The 20,328-nt window shown below is 32.3% G+C and carries 19 protein-coding genes; 6 read left to right on the top strand and 13 right to left on the bottom strand.

Translation table 11 applies throughout. From position 1 onward, the window contains the following. Position 1: 1 nt before the first annotated feature. Positions 2–670 (top strand): response regulator transcription factor, encoded by a 669-nt coding sequence (locus ACNQF8_RS06660; RefSeq protein WP_417953107.1) that lies wholly within the window; start codon positions 2–4, stop codon positions 668–670. Between the two features lie 41 nt (positions 671–711). On the opposite strand, the gene ACNQF8_RS06655 is transcribed toward ACNQF8_RS06660, so the two are convergent. Further along, positions 712–1,392 carry a DUF547 domain-containing protein gene (locus ACNQF8_RS06655; RefSeq protein WP_417952579.1) on the bottom strand — a complete coding sequence of 227 codons (681 nt, stop codon included), beginning with the start codon at positions 1,390–1,392 and terminating at the stop codon, positions 712–714. A gap of 348 nt (positions 1,393–1,740) precedes the next feature. Here ACNQF8_RS06655 and ACNQF8_RS06650 point away from each other — a divergent pair, with 348 nt between their 5' ends. The 3 genes from ACNQF8_RS06650 to ACNQF8_RS06640 are packed head-to-tail and all read left to right on the top strand — an operon-like array spanning position 1,741 to position 3,943. Next, the gene (locus tag ACNQF8_RS06650; protein ID WP_417952578.1) at positions 1,741–3,000 is read left to right on the top strand and encodes an asparagine synthetase B; all 1,260 of its coding nucleotides are present in this window, start codon (positions 1,741–1,743) and stop codon (positions 2,998–3,000) included. 32 nt (positions 3,001–3,032) lie between these two features. Then, positions 3,033–3,710 carry a glutaminase A gene (glsA, locus tag ACNQF8_RS06645; protein WP_417953106.1) on the top strand — a complete coding sequence of 226 codons (678 nt, stop codon included), beginning with the start codon at positions 3,033–3,035 and terminating at the stop codon, positions 3,708–3,710. A gap of 17 nt (positions 3,711–3,727) precedes the next feature. Then, positions 3,728–3,943: a glutaminase gene (locus ACNQF8_RS06640; protein ID WP_417953105.1), complete on the top strand. Its 216-nt coding sequence runs from the start codon at positions 3,728–3,730 to the stop codon at positions 3,941–3,943. Between the two features lie 190 nt (positions 3,944–4,133). On the opposite strand, the gene cphA is transcribed toward ACNQF8_RS06640, so the two are convergent. Continuing rightward, positions 4,134–6,758 (bottom strand): cyanophycin synthetase, encoded by a 2,625-nt coding sequence (gene cphA / locus ACNQF8_RS06635; RefSeq protein WP_417953104.1) that lies wholly within the window; start codon positions 6,756–6,758, stop codon positions 4,134–4,136. A gap of 259 nt (positions 6,759–7,017) precedes the next feature. Here cphA and ACNQF8_RS06630 point away from each other — a divergent pair, with 259 nt between their 5' ends. Beyond that, complete coding sequence (locus ACNQF8_RS06630) at positions 7,018–7,890, top strand: cyanophycinase (RefSeq protein WP_417953103.1); 873 nt, start codon at positions 7,018–7,020, stop codon at positions 7,888–7,890. A gap of 61 nt (positions 7,891–7,951) precedes the next feature. Further along, positions 7,952–8,794 (top strand): isoaspartyl peptidase/L-asparaginase, encoded by an 843-nt coding sequence (locus ACNQF8_RS06625; RefSeq protein WP_417952574.1) that lies wholly within the window; start codon positions 7,952–7,954, stop codon positions 8,792–8,794. A 1-nt stretch (position 8,795) separates the two neighbouring features. Here ACNQF8_RS06625 and ACNQF8_RS06620 read toward each other — a convergent pair whose 3' ends face one another. The 11 genes from ACNQF8_RS06620 to thrS form a co-directional block, all read right to left on the bottom strand. Next, on the bottom strand, positions 8,796–9,599 hold the full coding sequence (locus tag ACNQF8_RS06620) for an endonuclease/exonuclease/phosphatase family protein (protein ID WP_417952573.1): 804 nt from the start codon (positions 9,597–9,599) through the stop codon (positions 8,796–8,798). A 928-nt stretch (positions 9,600–10,527) separates the two neighbouring features. Then, positions 10,528–10,809 (bottom strand): hypothetical protein, encoded by a 282-nt coding sequence (locus tag ACNQF8_RS06615; RefSeq protein ID WP_417952572.1) that lies wholly within the window; start codon positions 10,807–10,809, stop codon positions 10,528–10,530. Positions 10,810–10,827: 18 nt separating this feature from the next. Continuing rightward, the gene (locus tag ACNQF8_RS06610; RefSeq protein WP_315211722.1) at positions 10,828–11,133 is read right to left on the bottom strand and encodes a hypothetical protein; all 306 of its coding nucleotides are present in this window, start codon (positions 11,131–11,133) and stop codon (positions 10,828–10,830) included. Positions 11,134–11,318: 185 nt separating this feature from the next. Further along, a complete protein-coding gene (locus ACNQF8_RS06605) occupies positions 11,319–11,606 on the bottom strand; it encodes a hypothetical protein (protein ID WP_315211723.1) in 288 nt (95 codons plus the stop codon). 180 nt (positions 11,607–11,786) lie between these two features. Next, positions 11,787–12,455, bottom strand: coding sequence for a DNA-binding transcriptional response regulator (locus ACNQF8_RS06600; protein ID WP_417952571.1), 669 nt, complete (start codon positions 12,453–12,455; stop codon positions 11,787–11,789). 12 nt (positions 12,456–12,467) lie between these two features. Next, entirely contained in the window at positions 12,468–14,186 is a 1,719-nt protein-coding gene (locus tag ACNQF8_RS06595; RefSeq protein ID WP_417953101.1) for a tetratricopeptide repeat-containing sensor histidine kinase, read from the bottom strand. A 166-nt stretch (positions 14,187–14,352) separates the two neighbouring features. After that, positions 14,353–16,077 (bottom strand): ATP-binding protein, encoded by a 1,725-nt coding sequence (locus tag ACNQF8_RS06590; protein WP_417953100.1) that lies wholly within the window; start codon positions 16,075–16,077, stop codon positions 14,353–14,355. A 489-nt stretch (positions 16,078–16,566) separates the two neighbouring features. Continuing rightward, a complete protein-coding gene (gene rplT / locus ACNQF8_RS06585; RefSeq protein WP_099716008.1) occupies positions 16,567–16,911 on the bottom strand; it encodes a 50S ribosomal protein L20 in 345 nt (114 codons plus the stop codon). A 169-nt stretch (positions 16,912–17,080) separates the two neighbouring features. Continuing rightward, positions 17,081–17,278, bottom strand: coding sequence for a 50S ribosomal protein L35 (gene rpmI, locus ACNQF8_RS06580; protein ID WP_022827375.1), 198 nt, complete (start codon positions 17,276–17,278; stop codon positions 17,081–17,083). Positions 17,279–17,395: 117 nt separating this feature from the next. Further along, a complete protein-coding gene (gene infC / locus ACNQF8_RS06575; RefSeq protein WP_369800971.1) occupies positions 17,396–17,953 on the bottom strand; it encodes a translation initiation factor IF-3 in 558 nt (185 codons plus the stop codon). Positions 17,954–17,969: 16 nt separating this feature from the next. Further along, positions 17,970–19,916, bottom strand: coding sequence for a threonine--tRNA ligase (gene thrS, locus ACNQF8_RS06570; RefSeq protein ID WP_417953099.1), 1,947 nt, complete (start codon positions 19,914–19,916; stop codon positions 17,970–17,972). Between the last annotated feature and the right edge of the window lie 412 nt (positions 19,917–20,328).

The raw sequence follows: 20,328 nt of genomic DNA, 5'->3' as shown, positions 1-20,328 counted from the left end.
AATGAGCAAAACTATACAAATAATATTAGTCGATGATGAGATTCTTTTTAGAAAAGGAATCTCTTTTTTATTGGGACGCGAAACAAATATTGAGATTGTTTTTGAGGCTTCTAATGGAGATGAACTAATTTCTTTCCTTCAAAACAATAAAAATAGTCATCCAGATATTATTATCATGGATTTGAAAATGCCAATAATAAATGGAGTTGAAGCAACTAAGATTATTCGAAAAGAATTTCCAGAAATCAAAATTATTGCGCTGACCAGTTATGATTCAAAATCTTTTGTTGCTAATATGATTGATGTAGGAGCTGTTTCGTATTTAATAAAAAATGCAACACCACAAGAATTATTGACAACAATAAATGAAGTCGCCTCAAAGGGATTTTATTATACGGATTATGTTATGAAAATCATTCATGCCGATGTATTGACAAATAAAAAGACCAAGAGTAATTTTGACAGCAATTTTCTTAGTCCACGTGAGATTGAAGTACTTAAACTGATTTGTGCCCAAAAAAGTACGTTGGAAATTGCAGAACTGCTTTTTATAAGTCCAAGAACAGTAGAAGGACATAGAAATAATTTGTTGTTGAAAACCGAATCCAGAAATATTGCAGGTTTAGTGGTTTATGCCGTTCAGAATGAATTTATGTTGCTGAACGATTAATATTATTCAAATTGATTGGTTATTTTTTTTGAATGTTTACATCAAGAAACCTGGAGTAATTTTTCTGTTCTTTTGTAGGTTTTAAATCGGAGTTTATATTCCTTTAAATCTCTTTCAAAAATTGTTTCCAATAATTTTTTCACGCTTTTTTTGCCTCCAAAATCCCTTAAATAAGATAATAAAAAAGCGGAAACTCTAATTGTTTTAGAATCATTGTCAAATTCAGTTTCCAAACGAATAAAATCGTTGGTAACTTCAGTAAGTTGTTTTTCTATTTCTTCACAATTGAAACAGTCAATAGTTTTTTTCTCCAATTCAAGGCTTCTTAATGCAAAATGGATTCTGTAATCGACTTTGCTTACCGCTAATTTTTTTATAAAATCACAGTAGAATGGATTCGTAATATATCCATAGCCAATTCTAAATTTGTACTTCCTTAAAATACCGTGTTCAATGTCATTTAATGAAAATACTGCACGTGAAATTTTAATTCTTTTCAGATTGAAAATTTCTTTTCCTAGTTTTGTTTCTTTTAAAGTGATAAGGTAAAAAGCATTGTAAATATTTATCCAAAAAGTCTTTTTCAACTCATCCGTGTTTAAACTTTTTTCAAGTTTTGCTTGTCTGATATAAAAAAGTTGTCTCCTTAAGGTGACAGTATCTTTCCCTGATTTAGCAACAGAAAGAATTTCTTCTGATAAAGTTGTGTAATAGTTTTTCAAAATAAAGAAGTATTGTATTTATAGTACTTAAAATGTATGTTAATTGAAAATAAACTGGTAACATAAGACATAGAAAGTAATGATGAGTATTATTAATATGACTATTACAACATTTGTCATTAGATTCTTAATACTGAAAGGTCTATTTTTTTTAGTTGAATTCATTATTAAATTTTTCATCTTCATTGATTTATGGATATCTGCGAATTTAGGAATAGGAAATTGTTTGGCTATGCGTATTTTTACGTGTTTTACCTCTAAACTTATTTTAGGAATTGATTTAATAGTTAAATTTCATGTATTTGAATTGCTTACTTTCTATCTTTGAGGTATAAAAATTAAAAATCGATGTCGAAGCCATTTCTATATATTCTTATTTTTTTGCTGACAATTACGGCAAAAGCTTCTTTTATTTTGTTGCCAATGGATGAAACGAGTCAACAGAATCATCTCAAAGCCTACGGAATCACTTATTGGTGTTTAGATAAAAATTATAAAGCCAGTTGGTTGCTTAACTATCGTGGAGGTTCTTTTTTATTACCTGATGCTGAAGAAATACGCAAAGAATGCCAAATTAGAGGAGTGAGTTTTGAGGTTATTTCAGATGGAGATCAATTGGCAATCTTGAACGAAATATCCAGTCCTTCCCAAAATATGGAATCAGTTGTACTGGAAAAAGCACCAAAAATTGCTGTTTATACGCCAAAAGGGAAACAACCTTGGGACGATGCGGTGACTATGGTATTGACTTATGCCGAAATTCCTTTTACGCCAATTTATGATGAAGAAGTTTTAAGTGAACAATTGTTATTGTATGATTGGTTGCACTTGCATCATGAGGATTTTACGGGGCAATATGGCAAATTTTATGGAGCTTACAAAAATGCACCTTGGTATATCGAGCAAAAGAAAGATGCTGAGACACTGGCAAATAAATTAGGATTTCCTAAAGTATCTCAAGAAAAAGGAGCAGTTGCTAAGAAAATTAGGGGTTTTGTAATAGGTGGTGGATTTATGTTTGCCATGTGTTCTGCAACGGATAGTTTTGATATTGCTTTGGCTGCAGATGGTGTTGATATTTGTGAAGCAATGTTTGATGGGGACCCGAGTGAAGGAAATTACCAATCAAAAATGAATTACAGCAATTCATTTGCTTTCAAAGATTTTACTTTAGAAAGAAGACCCGAACAATATGAATTTTCAGATATTGATATGACTTCAAAACGAAGAGTTCCTATGGAGAAAGATTATTTTACATTAATGGAATTTTCGGCAAAATGGGATCCAATTCCTAGTATGCTTTGTCAAAATCATACACAATTAGTAAAAGGATTCATGGGACAAACCACCGCATTTGATATTCCTTTAATTAAATCGAATATTTTGGTGATGGGTACTTGTGAGGTCAATGGCGAAGCACGTTACATTCATGGTCAAAAAGGGAAGGGAATGTTTACGTTTTATGGTGGTCATGACCCAGAAGATTTTCAGCACCAAGTAGGGGATCCACCAACGGTTCTGGATTTGCATCCTAATTCGCCAGGATATCGTTTGATTTTGAATAATGTATTATTTCCTGCAGCTAGAAAGAAAAAACTGAAAACGTAATCGTATCATTTTAAATATATCAAAGTCTTTACATGAATTACAAAGTTATTTTACAAGAAATATATAATGAATCTGGGAAACTTCCAACATTAGGGAAGGTTACTTCTTCCATTCCCGAATTAGCTAAGGTAAATCCTGATAAATTTGGAATACATTTAACGACAATTTCCGGCGAGGACTTTGCAATAGGTGATAGTGGGGAGAAATTTTCTATTCAAAGTATTTCTAAAGCACTGACTGTTGCATTAGCATTTTCTTTTTTGGATGAAAAAATATGGGAACGAGTAGGAGTCGAGCCATCAGGAAGTGCTTTTAATTCCTTAGTACAATTAGAATATGAAAAAGGAATTCCCCGAAATCCTTTTATCAATGCAGGAGCAATTGTTATTGCTGATATGCTTGTAACTCATTTAGAAAACCCAAAACAAGATTTTCTGGATTTTATAAGAATGATTTCTGGGAGTTCTGCAATTGAGTATAATTTAAAAGTAGCGCAATCTGAGAAAGATACTCGTTTCAGGAATGCTGCTTTAGCTAATTTTTTAAAATCTTTTGGAAATATAAATAACGATGTTGACGAAGTGCTTGATTTTTATTTTCATCAGTGTTCTATAGAAATGACATGTAAAGAATTAGCCCATTCCTTTTTCTTTCTTGCCAATGAAGGAAAAACTAAAGCTGGAATACCAATTTTAACGAAAGTCAGGTAAAGAGACTTAATGCTTTGATGCAAACATGTGGATTTTATGACGAGTCAGGCGAGTTTACTTATAAAGTGGGATTGCCTGGTAAAAGCGGAATTGGAGGAGGAATTGCGGCTTTGTACCCTAAGAATTTTGTAGTTGCCACTTGGAGTCCTCGACTTAATGAAAAAGGAAATTCAGAGTTAGGTATGAATGCGTTGGAATTATTGACTACTAAAACGGAAATGTCAATTTTCTAAAAATATAGTTGTTTAAAACGGTATGGTTTATAGCCCTGATAAAGCCGATATCCTTTGAGAGGAACGAACAAAGATAAAGGCGAAAGCAGGAAATAGCTCCTGAATATTTATAATGTAATAAAATGCAGTCATCATTTATCTAAAAAAAAAGCGACTTGTTACAGTAGCTTTTGTCATTTATTGAAAAAAATTAAACGATCCCATGTTCGTTTTCTTTGTCTAAATATTCTTGTACAATGTCGATGGCATTAGTAACAACGTCGCTTAATGCGGTGATGAAACTTCCTTCTTCGGCACAATTTATAGCATGTTTTATCGCTTCGGTTTCTTTAGGGATAATTTCATAAGTTACAGTTTTGCCTGATTTTTTAATTCCGTCAAGGATTAAATTAATGATTTCATCTTCGGTTCTTCCTCTCAGATATTTTTCTTGTCGAATGATAATATGGTCAAACATTCGGGCGGCAATCGAAGCACATTCTTTGATATCTTCGTCGCGACGGTCTCCAACGCCGGCAATAATTCCAATTTTTTTAGTAGCTTCAACACTTTGTAAATATTCTTCGACACCTTTATAACCGGAAGCATTGTGTGCAAAGTCAATCAATACTTTGAATTTTTTAAACTCAAAAATGTTCATACGCCCTGGTGTTTGGGCGGCACTTGGAATGAAAGTTTGTAATGACAAGCTGATATCTTCGGTTTTAAATCCCCATAAATAACTTGCTAAAGTGGCAGCAAGCACATTGGCAATCATGAATTTTGCTTTCCCGCCTAATGTTAGTGGGACATGAGTCGCACGTTCGATACGGATTTTCCATTCTCCTTTTTTGATGGTAATGTATCCGTTTTCATATACGGCAACTGTTTTCCCTTCGGCACAAAGTTTTTTGATAAAATCACTGTCTTCGCTTAAACTAAAATAAGCGACATTGCAATTCAAATCTTGGCCTATTTTTACACAATGTTCATCATCTCCATTCAAAACTGCCCAACCATTTTTCTTGATGCTTTTGACAACCGTAGCTTTTACTCTGGCCAAATCGTCTAAAGTATGAATGTCACTTAAACCTAGATGATCTTCCTGAATATTGGTAATGATTCCAATATCACAAAGGCTAAAACCTAAACCTGAACGAAGGATTCCTCCACGAGCAGTTTCCAGAACAGCAAATTCTACCGTTGGATCTCTCAAAACATATTCTGCACTTAGTGGTCCGGTTGTATCGCCTTTTTCCATCATGTGATTTTGAATATAAATCCCATCTGATGTGGTGAATCCTACTTTGAATCCATTATTTTTTACAATATGAGCCAAAAGTCGGGTGGTGGTCGTTTTTCCATTGGTTCCTGTAACAGCAATTATAGGAATGCGACACGATTTTCCTGGAGGATACAACATGTCAATTACTGGTGAGGCAACATTTCTTGGCAATCCTTCGGAAGGAGCAAGGTGCATTCTAAACCCCGGAGCCGCATTGACTTCCAGAATTACACCACCATTTTCTTTTAACGGTTGTGTTAAATTCTCGGCCATGATATCAACTCCACACACATCGAGTCCAATTACTCTTGAAATTCGTTCGGCAAGAAAGATATTTTCCGGGTGCATCATATCGGTAACATCAACAGAAGTTCCACCAGTGCTTAAGTTTGCAGTAGATTTTAGGAATACAATTTCACCAATTTTAGGAATGGTTTCTAATGTGTAGCCTAGTTTTTCCAATAAATCTTCGGTATCTCTGTCAACATCAATTTGAGTTAGCACATTTTCATGGCCATATCCTCTTCTTGGATCCAGATTTGTTGTTTCAATTAATTCTTGAATAGTATCTTTTCCGTTTCCAATTACATGTGCAGGAACACGTTTTGCAGCAGCAACTAATTTATTATCAATTACCAATATTCTAAAGTCGAATCCGGTAATAAATTTCTCTACAATGATTCGTTTGCTGTATTCTTTGGCGAAAGCTAAGCCTGAAACGGCATCTTCCCAATTAGTAACATTGATTGAAGCACCTTTTCCGTGATTTCCATCCAATGGTTTTAACACGATAGGATAGCCAATTTTTTTTATGGTCTCTGCCAAATCGTCTTCGTCAACACAAATACTTCCGCTGGCAACAGGAATTGATGCCATATCCAACATTTTTTTTGTAAGCTCTTTATTGCAAGCAATATCAACCGCAATACTGCTTGTTTTGCAAGTGATTGTTGCCTGAAAACGCATTTGATTGATTCCATATCCTAGTTGAACCAAAGAATTAGTTCCTAATCTTATCCAAGGAATATTTCTGGAAACGGCTTCTTCTACAATACTTCCGGTACTCGGCCCAAGCCGAACACGCTCTCGTATTTCGCGCATTTTCTGTAAGTCGGCATTTAAATCATAATCTGTTCCGGCAATTAAGGCTTCGGCAATGGCAACAGAAGATTCTGCTGCAAAAAGACCCACATTTTCTTCGGTATAACTAAAGACGACATTATAAGTTCCAGGAGTTTTAGTTTCTCGAGTTCTTCCAAATCCAGTTTCCATGCCTGCTAAAGACTGAATTTCAAGAGCAATATGTTCAATCACATGGCCCATCCAGGTACCACGTTCTACTCTGGAAAAAAATCCACCGCGACAGCCTTCAGAACAACGATGTTCAATCATCGTAGGAAACATAGCTTCAATACGTTCTTTAAATCCTTCAATTTTATTAGTTGGAAACTGTTCCATTTCTTCCAAATCCAATCGCATTTGGATTAATTTTTTTCTTTGGATGCTCCATATATTGGGACCGCGTAGGGCTTGTACTTTGATTATTTTCATAAAATGGGGTATTATTTTTTGGAATAGGATTAATAGGTAATGGTTTGTTTTAAAATTAATATGGTTTGTTTCTTTTTAAAAGAAGACGATAGTGTGTTTTTCTTTTGGAAAATGCAAGAACTAAATTAAAAGTAGCTTTTTAAAAAAAGGAATCAAAATTTATTTTCTTAAAAATAAACAATAAATATTGAGTTTGTGATAATTAAAAAAAAAAGCATAGTTCAATAGCTCCTTTTATCTTTTTGGTTATTTTTGCTAAATGAATATACTAGGAAAACTAATAATAATAGGAGGTGCTGTAGATAAAGGAAGTTTTACTGAAACCGATTTTGATAAAAATGCAACTAGCAATTTAAACTTTTTTGAAACTGGCATTTTAAAAAGGATACTAAACGAATCAAAACACAAAGAAAATTCACGAATTGAAGTCATTACAACTGCTTCAATCATTCCACGCGAAATAGGTCCTGAATATGTTAAGGCTTTTGAATATTTGAATGCTAAAAATGTAGATATACTTACTATTGAAAGACGGGAACAAGCTGCAGATAAAGAAGTTTTGGCCCGATTAAAAGCAGCAGATATTGTTATGTTTACCGGAGGCGATCAATTGCGATTGACTTCCATTCTTGGTGGAACACCATTTCATGATATTTTATTGGATAAATACCATAATGAAGAATTCATTTATGCCGGAACTTCAGCAGGAGCAGCAGCGGCATCTAATACTATGATTTATCAAGGCAGTAGTTCCGAAGCTTTATTGAAAGGTGAAGTGAAAATTTCAAGCGGATTAGGTTTGATCGATGGAGTTATTATCGATACCCATTTTGTACAACGCGGGCGAATTGGCAGACTTTTTCAAGCTGTTGTAGGTAATCCTAGAGTACTGGGAATAGGACTTGGTGAAGATACGGGTTTGTTGATTACCAATAATACCCAAATGGAAGCCATAGGTTCCGGGTTGGTTATTTTGGTTGATGGTCGTGAAATAAAAGACACTAATTTGACGAAAGTGGAATTAGGCCAACCAATATCAATCTCACATTTGGTAACGCATGTTATGAGTAAATTTGATACTTATAATCTTGAAACACATAAAATGCACATTCAATCGTCACACTACATATAAATATGATAGCAATTTAGTATTTAGAGAACTATCTAAATCTGGAATCTACACCCAATACATTATGAAACTAATCATACACGGAGGTTTTTTTTCGGAATCATCCACTAATCACGAAACAAAAGTTGCCAAACAAAATGCATTAGAGCGAATCGTAAAAGATTCGTATGATTTTTTAAAAACACATTCGGCATTGGAAACTGTTGTTTATGCAGTTTCACTTTTAGAAGATGATGAATTGTTTAATGCGGGATTAGGTTCCCAAATTCAAAGTGACGGAAAAATCAGAATGAGCGCTGCAGTTATGGATGGTGAAACCCAGAAAATGAGCGGTGTTATCAATATTGAAGAAGTGAAAAACCCAGTTCAGGTTGCCCAAATATTGATGCAGTATGATGACAGGGTTTTAGGTGGGAGTGGAGCCACTAATTTTGCAAGAGAGAATGGTTTTGAAGCTTTTTCAACTGAGATTCCACAACGTCGAGCGGAATATGAAGCAAAGCTAAAATCTCTAGGAACCGGAACTGTGGGTTGTGTCGCTTTAGATACAAATGGAAGAATTGCTGTAGCGACTTCAACAGGAGGAAAAGGATTTGAAATTCCCGGACGCATTTCAGATTCGGCTACTGTAGCGGGGAATTATGCCAATGCTTTTTGCGGTGTGAGTTTAACAGGAGTAGGTGAGGACATTGTAAGTAATGGCACCGCTACAAAAATTGTGACTCGTGTTACTGATGGTTTTACATTGCCGGAAGCCTTTACTAAAACGTTCAACGAACTAAAACCTTATGATGGTTTTGCAGGCGCAATTGCTATCGATAATAAAGGAAATATGTTTCATCAGGACTCGCATCCCAGTATGGTTTTTGCTAGTTTTGACGGAGATAATTTTGAAGTTTTTGACTAATTTAATTCAAAGAAAATTCAAACCAAATAGGGATATGATCTGATATTATTCGGGCTTCTTTTAATGAATTAAAGTTTTTATAAAAAGGAATAATTCCAGAATTTATAGTTTTGATTTTTGAAGTTTTATAGTACATATTGTCAAATTCGGATGCTAGACATTTACCATTTTTGCATTCTTGTTTCAAAGAGGTTTTCTGATTAACCAAAATCGATTGATACCCCATTTTTTTCAAAGGATTAAAAACCGTGTGAGATTGCGGACAATTAAAATCTCCAGCAAATATTAAATTCAAGTTGGGATATTCATCTGGTAGAAATTTAAAATATTTAATTTCGGTTTCAGGTTGCCTATTTTTAGTAATAGCATGAAAATTAACGACAGTAAATTGCTTGTTTTCATATTGGAACGTACAAAAATAAGGTTCTCGATCAATCTCTAGATGGTATTTTTTTTCGAGCCAAGCGTTGCCAATCTTTTTTAATTTGCTGGTTTTCCAAATAAACGCATAGCGTTCCGTTTTGTAAGCACTGCTGCTTGTTGGGTCACTAATTACATAATCCCATTTAGCTCCCTTGCGATTGAGTTCATCCGCTAATCTGGCTACTGCTTGAGCACCACCATAACCCGCTACAACTTCTTGAATAGCAATAATGTCATAGTCACGAAGTGCATTAGCGATATAGTTTATCGTTTTGTCTGATTTAGATTTTCCAAGATTTTCTATGTTCCAAGAAAGGAGCTTAGTTTGTGAGAAACAAAAGGTTGAAATAAGAAAAAGTAGCAGGGAAAAGAGGGGTTTCATAAATTTTAATTAGCGATATTGCTACTTTCTCCTTTATGTAAACTAAGCAATTTAAAGTTAGGATAGTTAATGGGAGTTTTTTTATATTTTATCTTTTTATGCGTAATCTTTTTACAGCAATTTAGAAACGAAAGTTAAATCATTTAATTAAGAAGAATTTCTTTTTTTAAGCATCTATTCATACTGAAAATTAAAGTTCGGTTTCATTACCCTTTTTTATTTTATAATTGTAAATCTCTTTTTGAACACAATTTACAAGATTGATTGTTTCATATTTTGATTTTGTAGACGCCTGTTTTTCAAAAGTCTCACTATTTTTTAAACGTATGACTAAACTATAATATTTAAAATTATTCATTTTAAAAAAAATTATAATAATGCTCAAGAAAACTAAAAGCGGGATTATGTCAATTTTTAGAAACAAATATGAAAATAGTGTTAGACAAATTGCTGAGAAACTAATTAAAAGCGTATAAACTGGTTTTATTTCATTTATTGTAATATAAATTTTATCTAATTCAGAAAATAAAATTTCTTTATTTGTTTTTGATTTATATTTCAAAATTAGTCCGTTTTCAACTATAGTTATTTTCTCGAATTTAGCATTATTAATCATGTCTTTATCTTTTTATTCCTAATCTGTTAATTAAATTTTTGTATTTTAGAATAGGTAGAATGATGTCTTACCTTTGATTTTTTCAGTAGTTTTGACACCTATTTTTTATCTCCTTTTCCAGATTTTATATACTAAATAAATGAGGCATATAGAACCAAAAAGAATTATTGTTATATGTGCGGCGTATAATAGATTAGATTTTAAAATAATTAATGACTTCATTGGTTTAGTTTTTTATTGGAGCAAAACTACATGCTTAAAAAGGTATTATTTTACGGTTTTCCTCATTTGAAACAAAAAATAAATAGTGTTTTATTCCAAAACAAAAGTATGAGTTTTTGAGTAGATAATTTTTCCTTTTCGATGTCTGGAAGAATGTTTTACTGGGCGTTGTTTATTAGAAATATTTAGGTTGTTATTTATTGGCTCATCAAATTTATATGATGAATGATTATTTCTATTGATCATCATTAGTTGCTTTTCATTCACATCATATTTATTTTGTGTATCTCTTTTTTTTTCTGGTTGTTTTTTTGAAGTATAAGCGAATGATGCTATAAATATCAAGAGTCCTAGAACTATAATTTTTTTCATTTATTTTTAGATAGTATATTAATTACAACATGCATTCACTATTTTTTCTCGAATTTTAAAAACCTTTGTGAGTTGCTTTTTTGTTAATAGCTCTTTCTCAATTCCTCTATTCAGTTTTTTACTTAAGCTCTCTGATTTTACTTTCAAATAGGGATATTTTGATAATGAAATGCTATTGCCTTTAAGAGATTTTTTATAATGTATGAGGTATTCTTTGACGTAATTATTATAGTCATTGAGTTTTTTATCCCATTTATTAAGTATTATTTCTTCTTTATTTTTTTCTAGTACGTTCTGAATGGATATAGTTTCGTTTTTCTTCATGACCTAAATTGTTTTTTTGAAAATGGCTTAAATTTTTTATAACATCAAAAGTAACTTTGATAAAAGAGAATTCGTTACGGGAATCCGTAAACCATTAAATAATTAAATACCAGAATACTATAAAGGCTCTCGTAGCTTATTAAATATTCTAAAATTAGGAATTAGTGCATTGAAATTAAAAACTATTATATTTTTATCCAATTGCTTGCAATCCAGTCTAATAATTGAGATCTGTAGATTTCGTTTTCCAAAGAGGGATGTTGTAAAAAGCTTTCTGCTTTTTGAAAACTTGCTTTGGTTTTAGGAACTTTATATTTCTTTAAAAACTGATTACAGAAATGAATTACTTCAAACTCTTCTGTTTTATCAACATAAATCCTATCAATAACTTCGATAGTTTTAGGATAATCATTAGCATCTATTGTTTGTGAATATCCAGTAAATGCTAAGTCTTCTTTCGTGAAATCTGCCATTTTGTATGATTTAAAGTTTTATTGGTCAAACCTAATATCTTTAGAAATCATTTCTTTACGGGAAACCGTAAAAGGGGTAAATTATTAAAAAAAATAATAGATTCAATTTCTAGGATTTGAAATTATTATTTTTCTTAAATGGCTTTTATTGTTTTTTTTATAAGAGAGGGAAAAATTAGTTTAAACTAAACCTAAATCTTTGGTAATAGCAATAAGATGTACATTATTACTGGCTTTGAAATATATTTTTAATTTGCTGATTCGTTTTTCAAGACTGCTGCTACCATTTGGAATAATTCCGGAGTCTTTAAATTCGGATGAAATATCCTCAAGAGTTAAGCCTTTGGACAATGATTTCAAAAGTGAAATGTCATAGGATTCAATTTCAAAAAGTGATTTGTCTCTTAAAGCATGAGATATTTCAGCTGATGGTTTTATTTCCTCATTGTTGTATATGTGTTGAATCGATTTTTTTAGCTCAGGAATACTATCTCTTCCTTTAGATACATAGGCATTAATTCCCAAGTTATTGAATAATGATTTTATTCTAAAAGATTTGTCTTCTATTGAGAATACTATAGTTTTGATGTTAGGTTGAACTTTTTTTACTGCCTCAATTAATTCTTCACCGGAGTTCAGCTTATTTTCTCTATGATCGGGTTTAAATGATAAATCACTAATTAATAAGTCATAGGGCTGATTGTCATGAAGTGCTTTTTTTATTTTTAAAAAAGCATCATCACAGTATTTGGCATGATGAATTTCTAAGATAGAAATTTCTTCCAGAGCTTGAACAACTGCTATGCTAATACTATCTAAATCTTCGGCTATTAAAACTTTGTGGAACATAGGAATGGAGTATTATATTGGAATAATAAATTGTACTTTAAATCCTTTATTTGATTTAGTTTCAAAAGTAATTATTCCTTTTATAGCCTGAATACGGTTTTCCACATTTTGAAGCCCATTTTTTGAATTTAATTGTTCTAATGTTGCTCCAAGGCCGTTATCAGTGTAATCTATTTCTAATTTATTTCCTGTTTTTTTAAAAGTTAGGACAACTAAACTACATTGACTGTGTTTTTTCATGTTGACCAGTAATTCTTGAATCACACGATAAATGATAATTTTTTTGTTATCATCTAATACCATCCAATTGATTGAATCCATTCCATTAGTTATCACATTTACTTCTTGAGTATTAAAACCAGTCATCATTTCTTTCAAATCAGTTATAAATAATGGTCCAGTTTCCATAGAATTGTTTTCTCGGGAGATATTTCGTGTCCTTGAATAAATAGTGTCTAGATTAGAAATCAATATTTCCTTATTATGTATTGTGGATAAATCTTGAGTTTCTGCAAAAGCCATGGTATGATATACATCGTTCGCTAATTCATCGTGAAGTTTTTTAGCTATTCTAATTTCGGTATTATAAGAAGCTTTAATCTTTTCCCTTTTATTTCTAGCTAATAGCATATTAGTTATAAAAATACTTATTACAGTAATGATTCCCACAACTAAATATAACATCAAATTTCTCTTTTTTTGATGTTCTAATTGAAGTATTTTTAGGGCTTTTAGTTTATGATTTTCATCTTGCTCTTTCTTGAAATCATATTTGATTTTAGCAAATTGATTCTTAGCTTTTTGTCTAACCTTAGTAATACTATCATTAATATGAAGGTATTTTAGAGTATATTCTTTGGATTTATTCCCTGAACTGTTCTTTATTAATAACTTTAGACATTCCAACCTTGAATCAACGCTATTAAGCTTTGTTGCTTTTTCATATGCTAGTTGGGCATAATTATTACCTAAATTGACATTACTTTTTTTATGAAACTCAGAAAGATGGTAATAACTTGAAATCAGTCCCCAGTCGTCCTTTCTTTGCGTTCTTATTTTTAAGGATTGATTTAAATAATTAAAAGCTTTTGAATCTCCTAATTTAAAATAGGAATATCCTAGATTATCAATTATTCTAGAAAATGATTCGGCATTGTTTAAAACTTCTTTTTTGAAAGTTAATAGATAGAGAATTTGTATAGCACGCATATGATTTCCCATTTCCATATATGTTACGGCGATATTGTTTTTTATATCTGATTTTCGAAGTTCATCAGTTTTTAAATTTAATGCTTTTTTGTAGTAATAAAGTGCATTCTCATAATCATATGCATATAAATAGTTGATACCAATTATAGTGTAAATATTCCATTTATATTTGGGATTTTTAGTTTTTTCTAAAAAAGGAATCGCCTCCATAGCTGTAGTTTCACTACCATAATAATCTCCTTGATTTTGTTGTATGGTTGCTAAATTTGATAATGAATAGATGATTTTAGATACATCTTTTTTTTCATCACAAGTAGCTTTAGCTTTGTTGAAATAATAATAGGAACTATCATATTCTGATTTCTCAAAATATTTGTCTCCTAGGTCAATCAGTCGATCAATTTCAGCAGTATTGTTTTTTTTATTGGGATTGTTTAACGCCTTTTCTTCACAGGAATGAAGTATTAAAAAGAATGACAATGATAAAAAATAAACTATGGGGTGTAACTTTTTTAGAATCATTCATCGAAAATACAGAAATTAATTAAAATATTCAGACTATCTTCTAAGCAATTTATAGTATGGATTTAGAAGAAGAACAGTTCTAAGGACCAATTAAATTAAGCTCAGTATTTTAGATGATTGAATTGTTTTAATTTTGGTAGTTAAATTTAATAAACATTAGAAATTATATTGGGAGAGTAAAATGTACTTTAAAACCTTTATCGGATTTAGTATCAAAAGTTATTGTTCCTTTTATAGTCCGAATACGGTTTTCAATATTTTGAAGCCCATTTTTTGAATTTAATTGTTCTATAGTTGCTCCAACTCCGTTATCAGTATAATCTATCTGTAATTTTTTTTCATTTTGTTTGAAAGTCAGTACAACTAGACTGCATTGACTATGTTTTTTCATGTTGACAAGCAATTCTTGAAGTATCCGATAGACAATTATCTTTTTATTACTCTCTATAGCCAACCAATCAACCAAATCTATACCATTGGTTAAAACATTCACATTATCAGTATTGAATCCAGACATCATTTCTTTTAAATGAGACACAAATAATGTTCCTGTTTCTACTGTGCTGTTTTCACGGGATATATTTCGTGTTCGGGAATAAATAGTATCCAGATTAGTAAGTAATATTTCTTTATTCTGGCTGGTTGATAAATCTTGTGTTTCCGCAAAAGCCATAGTATGATAGACATCATTCGCTAACTCATCATGAAGTTTCTTAGCAATTCGAGTTTCAGTATTGTAAGAAGTTTTTATTTTTTCTCTTTTGTTTTTGGCTACCAGATAATTATATACAAAAACACTTATCATAATTATAATTCCAACGGCTAAGTATAATAATAAATTTCTGTTTTTTTGTTGTTCTAACAGAAGTGCATTTTCGGCCTTTTGCGTTTTTAGATTTAGATTCTCTTCTCTCTCTTTCTTGGAATCATATTTGATTTTGGCAAATTGATTCTTGGCCTTTTGTCTGACCTTATTGATGCTGTCATTGATGCGCAGGTGTAATATGGAGAATTCTTTCGATTCATTGCCCGAGCTATTCTCTATTAATAATGCTAATGATTTTAAGCGATCATCAACACTGTTTATTTTGGTTGCTTTCTCATAGGCTAAATGGGCATAATCATTGGATGGCTTGGGTTTGTTTTTTTTATGAAATTCTGAAAGATGCATATAACTCGAGAGCATACCAAAGTCATCTTTTATCTGTTTTCTTATTTTCAAAGATTGATTTAAATGGTCAAGACTTTTTGAATTACCTATTTTATAATAGGAATAGCCTAAATTATCGAGTACTCGGGCATAGTTTTCGGAGTTATTAAGAATTTCTTTTTTTAGAGTCAGAGGCATCAGGGTTTGTATGGCGCGCTGATAATCGTGCTTGTCCATATATACAACGGCGACATTGTTTTGAAGAATTGCTTTTTGTAATTCATCTGTGGCTTCTTGATAAGCTAGGTTGTAATTAATAATAGCATTGTCAAAGTCCAATAGGTTCTCATAATTGATCCCCAATATATTGTAAACAGCACACTTGTAATAGGGATTTGTAGTTTTTTGAAAAAAAGGAATGGCTTCAGTAGCCGTAGTTTCACTACTTGAATAATCGTTTTCATTTTGTTGAATAATAGACATTTTCAGTAATGAATAAATTATCTTTTCATTATCCGTTGTTAAATTACAAGCTAATTTTGATTTGTTGTAATAATAAAAGGCACTATCATTTTCTTGATTTACCAGATGTTTTTCTGCAAGAGTAAAATAGACAGAATAATTGGTATTGGTTTTAGGTTTGCTATTATTTGGTTGTTCCTTTTTACAGGAGGACAAGGCAAAAAACATTACCAGTAAAAGAATGATAATCGGGAAATGTAACTTTTTTTGTAGCATTTCCCGAAAATACAGAATTTAATTAGAATATGAAAACGATCTAATCAAACAATTTACATTATGGTTTTGGAGGAGGAATGGGAGTTTGCCCATTTTGTCCACCGATATCATCAGCCTGCACATCTGCAGCTATTAGTTGTTCATTATTGTTTGGAGTTGTTTCCATTTCATCATTGGTATAGGAGACTATGACAACGCTTACGATGGTTTAACAAGATAGTAAAATTATTCTTTTCATTTTTAGGATCTGCTATCTCTTTTTTGTTTCTCTTCCTATGTTTGTTTTTTTGCTTGACCGAATGTAGAACTTGTAATAGATGAAAACATAATAGATGGAAAGAGTGTGGATTTTAATTTAGTCATTAATGAAAATCGATAGTAATTATTGCTTATTTTTTTATTTAGAATAAATTTTAAAACAAAAAAAACCCAATCTTTCGATTGAGGTTTCTATATAAGTAAGTAATCTAAATTGAGTTTATAAAACGTTTATTTTACTTTGTTAAGTATTGCTTTGAAAGCATCTGGGTGATTCATTGCTAAATCGGCAAGAACTTTACGGTTCAATTCGATATTGTTAGCTTTCAATTTCCCGATGAATTGAGAATAAGACATTCCTTCCAATCTAGCTCCAGCGTTGATACGTTGAATCCATAAAGCACGGAAATTTCTTTTATTCACTTTTCTGTCACGGTAAGCGTAGCACATTGCTTTCTCTACCGCATTCTTAGCAACTGTCCAAACGTTTTTACGTCTACCAAAGAAACCTTTGGCTTGCTTCATTATTTTTTTTCTTCTTGCTCTTTTAGCAACTGAATTTACCGATCTTGGCATAATTTTACTGTTTTTTTGTAGCAGGCGGCTTGAATTTAATCAAAAGCACTTAATGGCCATACTCCAAGGTTATTTTAAATTGTTTTAACCTAAAGATTATTTAGTCAAAAATTTTAAAGTGGAATGTCGAAAGTCTTTAAGACTTTTGACTTACAACTTTAAGACTTAATTAAATAATTCTTAATTGTTGTTTGATGCTTTTCATATCTGTTTTGTGAACTAGCGCTGAGTGAGTCAAAGCTAATTTACGTTTTTTAGACTTTTTAGTCAAGATGTGACTTTTAAAAGCATGCTTTCTTTTAATCTTTCCAGAACCAGTAACTTTAAAACGTTTCTTGGCGCTAGATTTGGTTTTCATTTTAGGCATTTTTTCCTAGTGTTTTAATTTATTCTTACTTACTTATCTTCTTTTAGCCAGAAAGTTTTTAAAATCTTAAATTCGAAAGTTAAATACTTTAGACTTTAAGACTTTCGACTTTAAGACTTATTTCTTCTTCTTAGGAGCAATGAACATAATCATTCTCTTTCCTTCAAGAACCGGCATCGCTTCCACTTTACCAAATTCTTCAAGATCTGTAGCTAATCTTAACAATAAGATTTGACCTTGATCTTTATAGATAATCGAACGTCCTTTAAAGAAAACAAATGCTTTCAATTTTGCACCTTCTTTCAAGAACTTCTCAGCATTCTTTCTCTTAAATTCGTAATCATGCTCATCTGTTTGAGGTCCAAAACGAATTTCCTTAACGACTACTTGTGTAGATTTCGCTTTCAGGATTTTATCACGTTTCTTTTGCTCGTAAACAAATTTCTTATAATCCATGATTTTACAAACCGGTGGATCAGCATTTGGTGAAATCTCAACTAAATCCAATTCAAATTGGTCAGCTAATCTTAAAGCTTCCGAAAGTTTAAAAACTCCAGGCTCAATATTTTCACCTACAAGTCTTACTTCTTGTACACCACGAATAAGGCTGTTTATTCTGTGGGCATCTTTTTTTTCTACGCGAGGTTGGTAACCTCTGTTGCTTCTTATTGCTATGACTTTATAATTTAAGTTAAACTGTAAATACTTTTAATGTTTTATTGATCTCTTCGTTTACTATAGCAGCAAATTCTTCTATCGTAACGCTGATATTCCCTTTTCCTTCTTGTCCATGACGACGGATGGAAATAGTCCCATTTTTCTCTTCTTCCTCTCCTACAATCAACATAAACGGAGTTTTTTGCATTTCTGCATCCCTGATTTTCTTGCCGATTGTCTCGTTTCTGTTGTCAATGAGGGCGCGAATTTCGTGATTTTCTAGCAAATCTAAAACTTTTTTCGCATATATTTCATATTTCTCGCTCAAAGACAATATTATAGCCTGTTCAGGCATCAACCAAAGAGGGAAATTTCCTGCAGTATGCTCTAATAAAATCGCAATAAATCGTTCCATTGATCCAAAAGGAGCTCTGTGAATCATTACGGGTCTATGCAATTCGTTATCAGATCCTTTGTATGTCAAATCAAAACGTTCGGGTAAGTTGTAATCTACCTGAATCGTTCCTAATTGCCATTGTCTTCCTAAGGCATCTTTTACCATGAAATCTAACTTTGGACCATAGAAAGCTGCTTCGCCGTATTCAACTACAGTATTCAATCCTTTATCTGCAGCAGCATTGATGATAGCATTTTCTGCTTTTTCCCAGTTTTCGTCTGTGCCTATATACTTATCTCTGTTTTCTTTGTCTCTCAATGAAATCTGAGCAGTAAAGTTTTCGAATCCTAAAGAACCAAATACATAAAGTACCAAGTCAATTACTTTCTTAAACTCTTCATCCAGTTGTTCTGGAGTACAAAAGATATGTGCATCATCTTGAGTAAAACCTCTTACACGAGTTAAACCATGTAGTTCACCACTTTGTTCGTATCTGTAAACAGTACCAAATTCAGCGTAACGCTTTGGTAAATCTTTGTATGACCAAGGACGTACATTGTAAATTTCGCAGTGATGAGGACAGTTCATCGGTTTCAATAAAAACTCTTCTCCTTCAGCTGGAGTACTTATAGGTTGGAAACTATCGGCACCATATTTTGCATAATGTCCTGAAGTTACGTATAATTCTTTTTGACCAATATGCGGAGTCACTACTTGCTCGTAACCACCTTTTTTCTGTGCTTTTTTCAAGAACTGCTCTAGTCTGTCTCTTAAGGCAGCCCCTTTAGGCAGCCATAATGGTAAACCAGCACCTACTTTTTGTGAAAAAGCAAACAGTTCCAGTTCTTTTCCTAGTTTTCTGTGGTCACGACGTTTCGCTTCTTCCAGTAGTTCTAGATATTCAGTTAAATCCTTTTGTTTTGGGAACGAAGTTCCGTAAACACGAGTCAATTGTTTGTTTTTTTCATCACCACGCCAGTATGCGCCCGCAACGCTCATAATTTTCATCGCTTTGATAATTCCTGTATTAGGAATATGACCACCGCGACATAAATCGGTAAACGTATCATGATCGCAAAACGTAATTGTTCCATCTTCAAGATTGGTAATCAATTCTGTTTTGTAAACGTTATCCTTATATAGTTCTAAAGCTTCTGCTTTAGAAACAGGACGCAGTTTGAATTCATGCTTCCCTCTTGATATTTCAAGAACACGATCTTCAATTTTTTTGAAATCAGCATCTGTAATTTTCTGATCTTCAAAATCCACATCATAATAAAATCCATTGGATATGGCTGGTCCAAGTGTTAGTTTGATACCAGGATACATTTCTTCAAGAACCTGTGCCATTACGTGTGAAGTCGAATGCCAAAAAGCTTTTTTTCCGCCTTCGTCATTCCAGGTATATAATATAAGACTGCCGTCCGTCGTCAAAGGAGTTGTAGTTTCCACAGTTGTACCATCAAAAGAAGCCGAAATTACATTTCTGGCAAATCCTTCACTAATGCTCTTGGCAACATCCATAGGAGTAATCCCTGGAGCAAACTCTTTAATTGACCCGTCGGGCAAAGTAATCTTAATCATCGTTTGTTATTTTAAGAATGCAAATATAGACCATTACAAAAATACATACAATATATATGTAAGGTTTGTTGCTTCAATTAGGTCTAAAAACAAAATCGGTACTCATTATATATAGGTAAAGGGCAGATATTTCCATTAGGAGCTGTTTCCCGCTATTCGTTTTAATCTTTTCTCTCGTGAAAGAAACGAGAGAAAAGGATTCTCACTGCTATCGGGGCTAGGAGAGTAGTTTTATTATGCGCAATTCGTTTAAAATAGCAATAACTCCAGTCTTTATTAGGGATTCAATAGGTGGAGAAAGGTGTGATCAGGTTGTCTATAGGTAATATGATTCACAGTTTTCTGGGGATAAAGCCACCCTTTGCTTTGGATAGGGTGTTGTAGCGGAAAAAACTTTTACTTTCAAAATTCA

The sequence above is a fragment of the Flavobacterium labens genome (assembly GCF_048286755.1).
Lineage (GTDB): Bacteria > Bacteroidota > Bacteroidia > Flavobacteriales > Flavobacteriaceae > Flavobacterium.
This window is presented reverse-complemented; position numbering and strand designations above follow the sequence as displayed.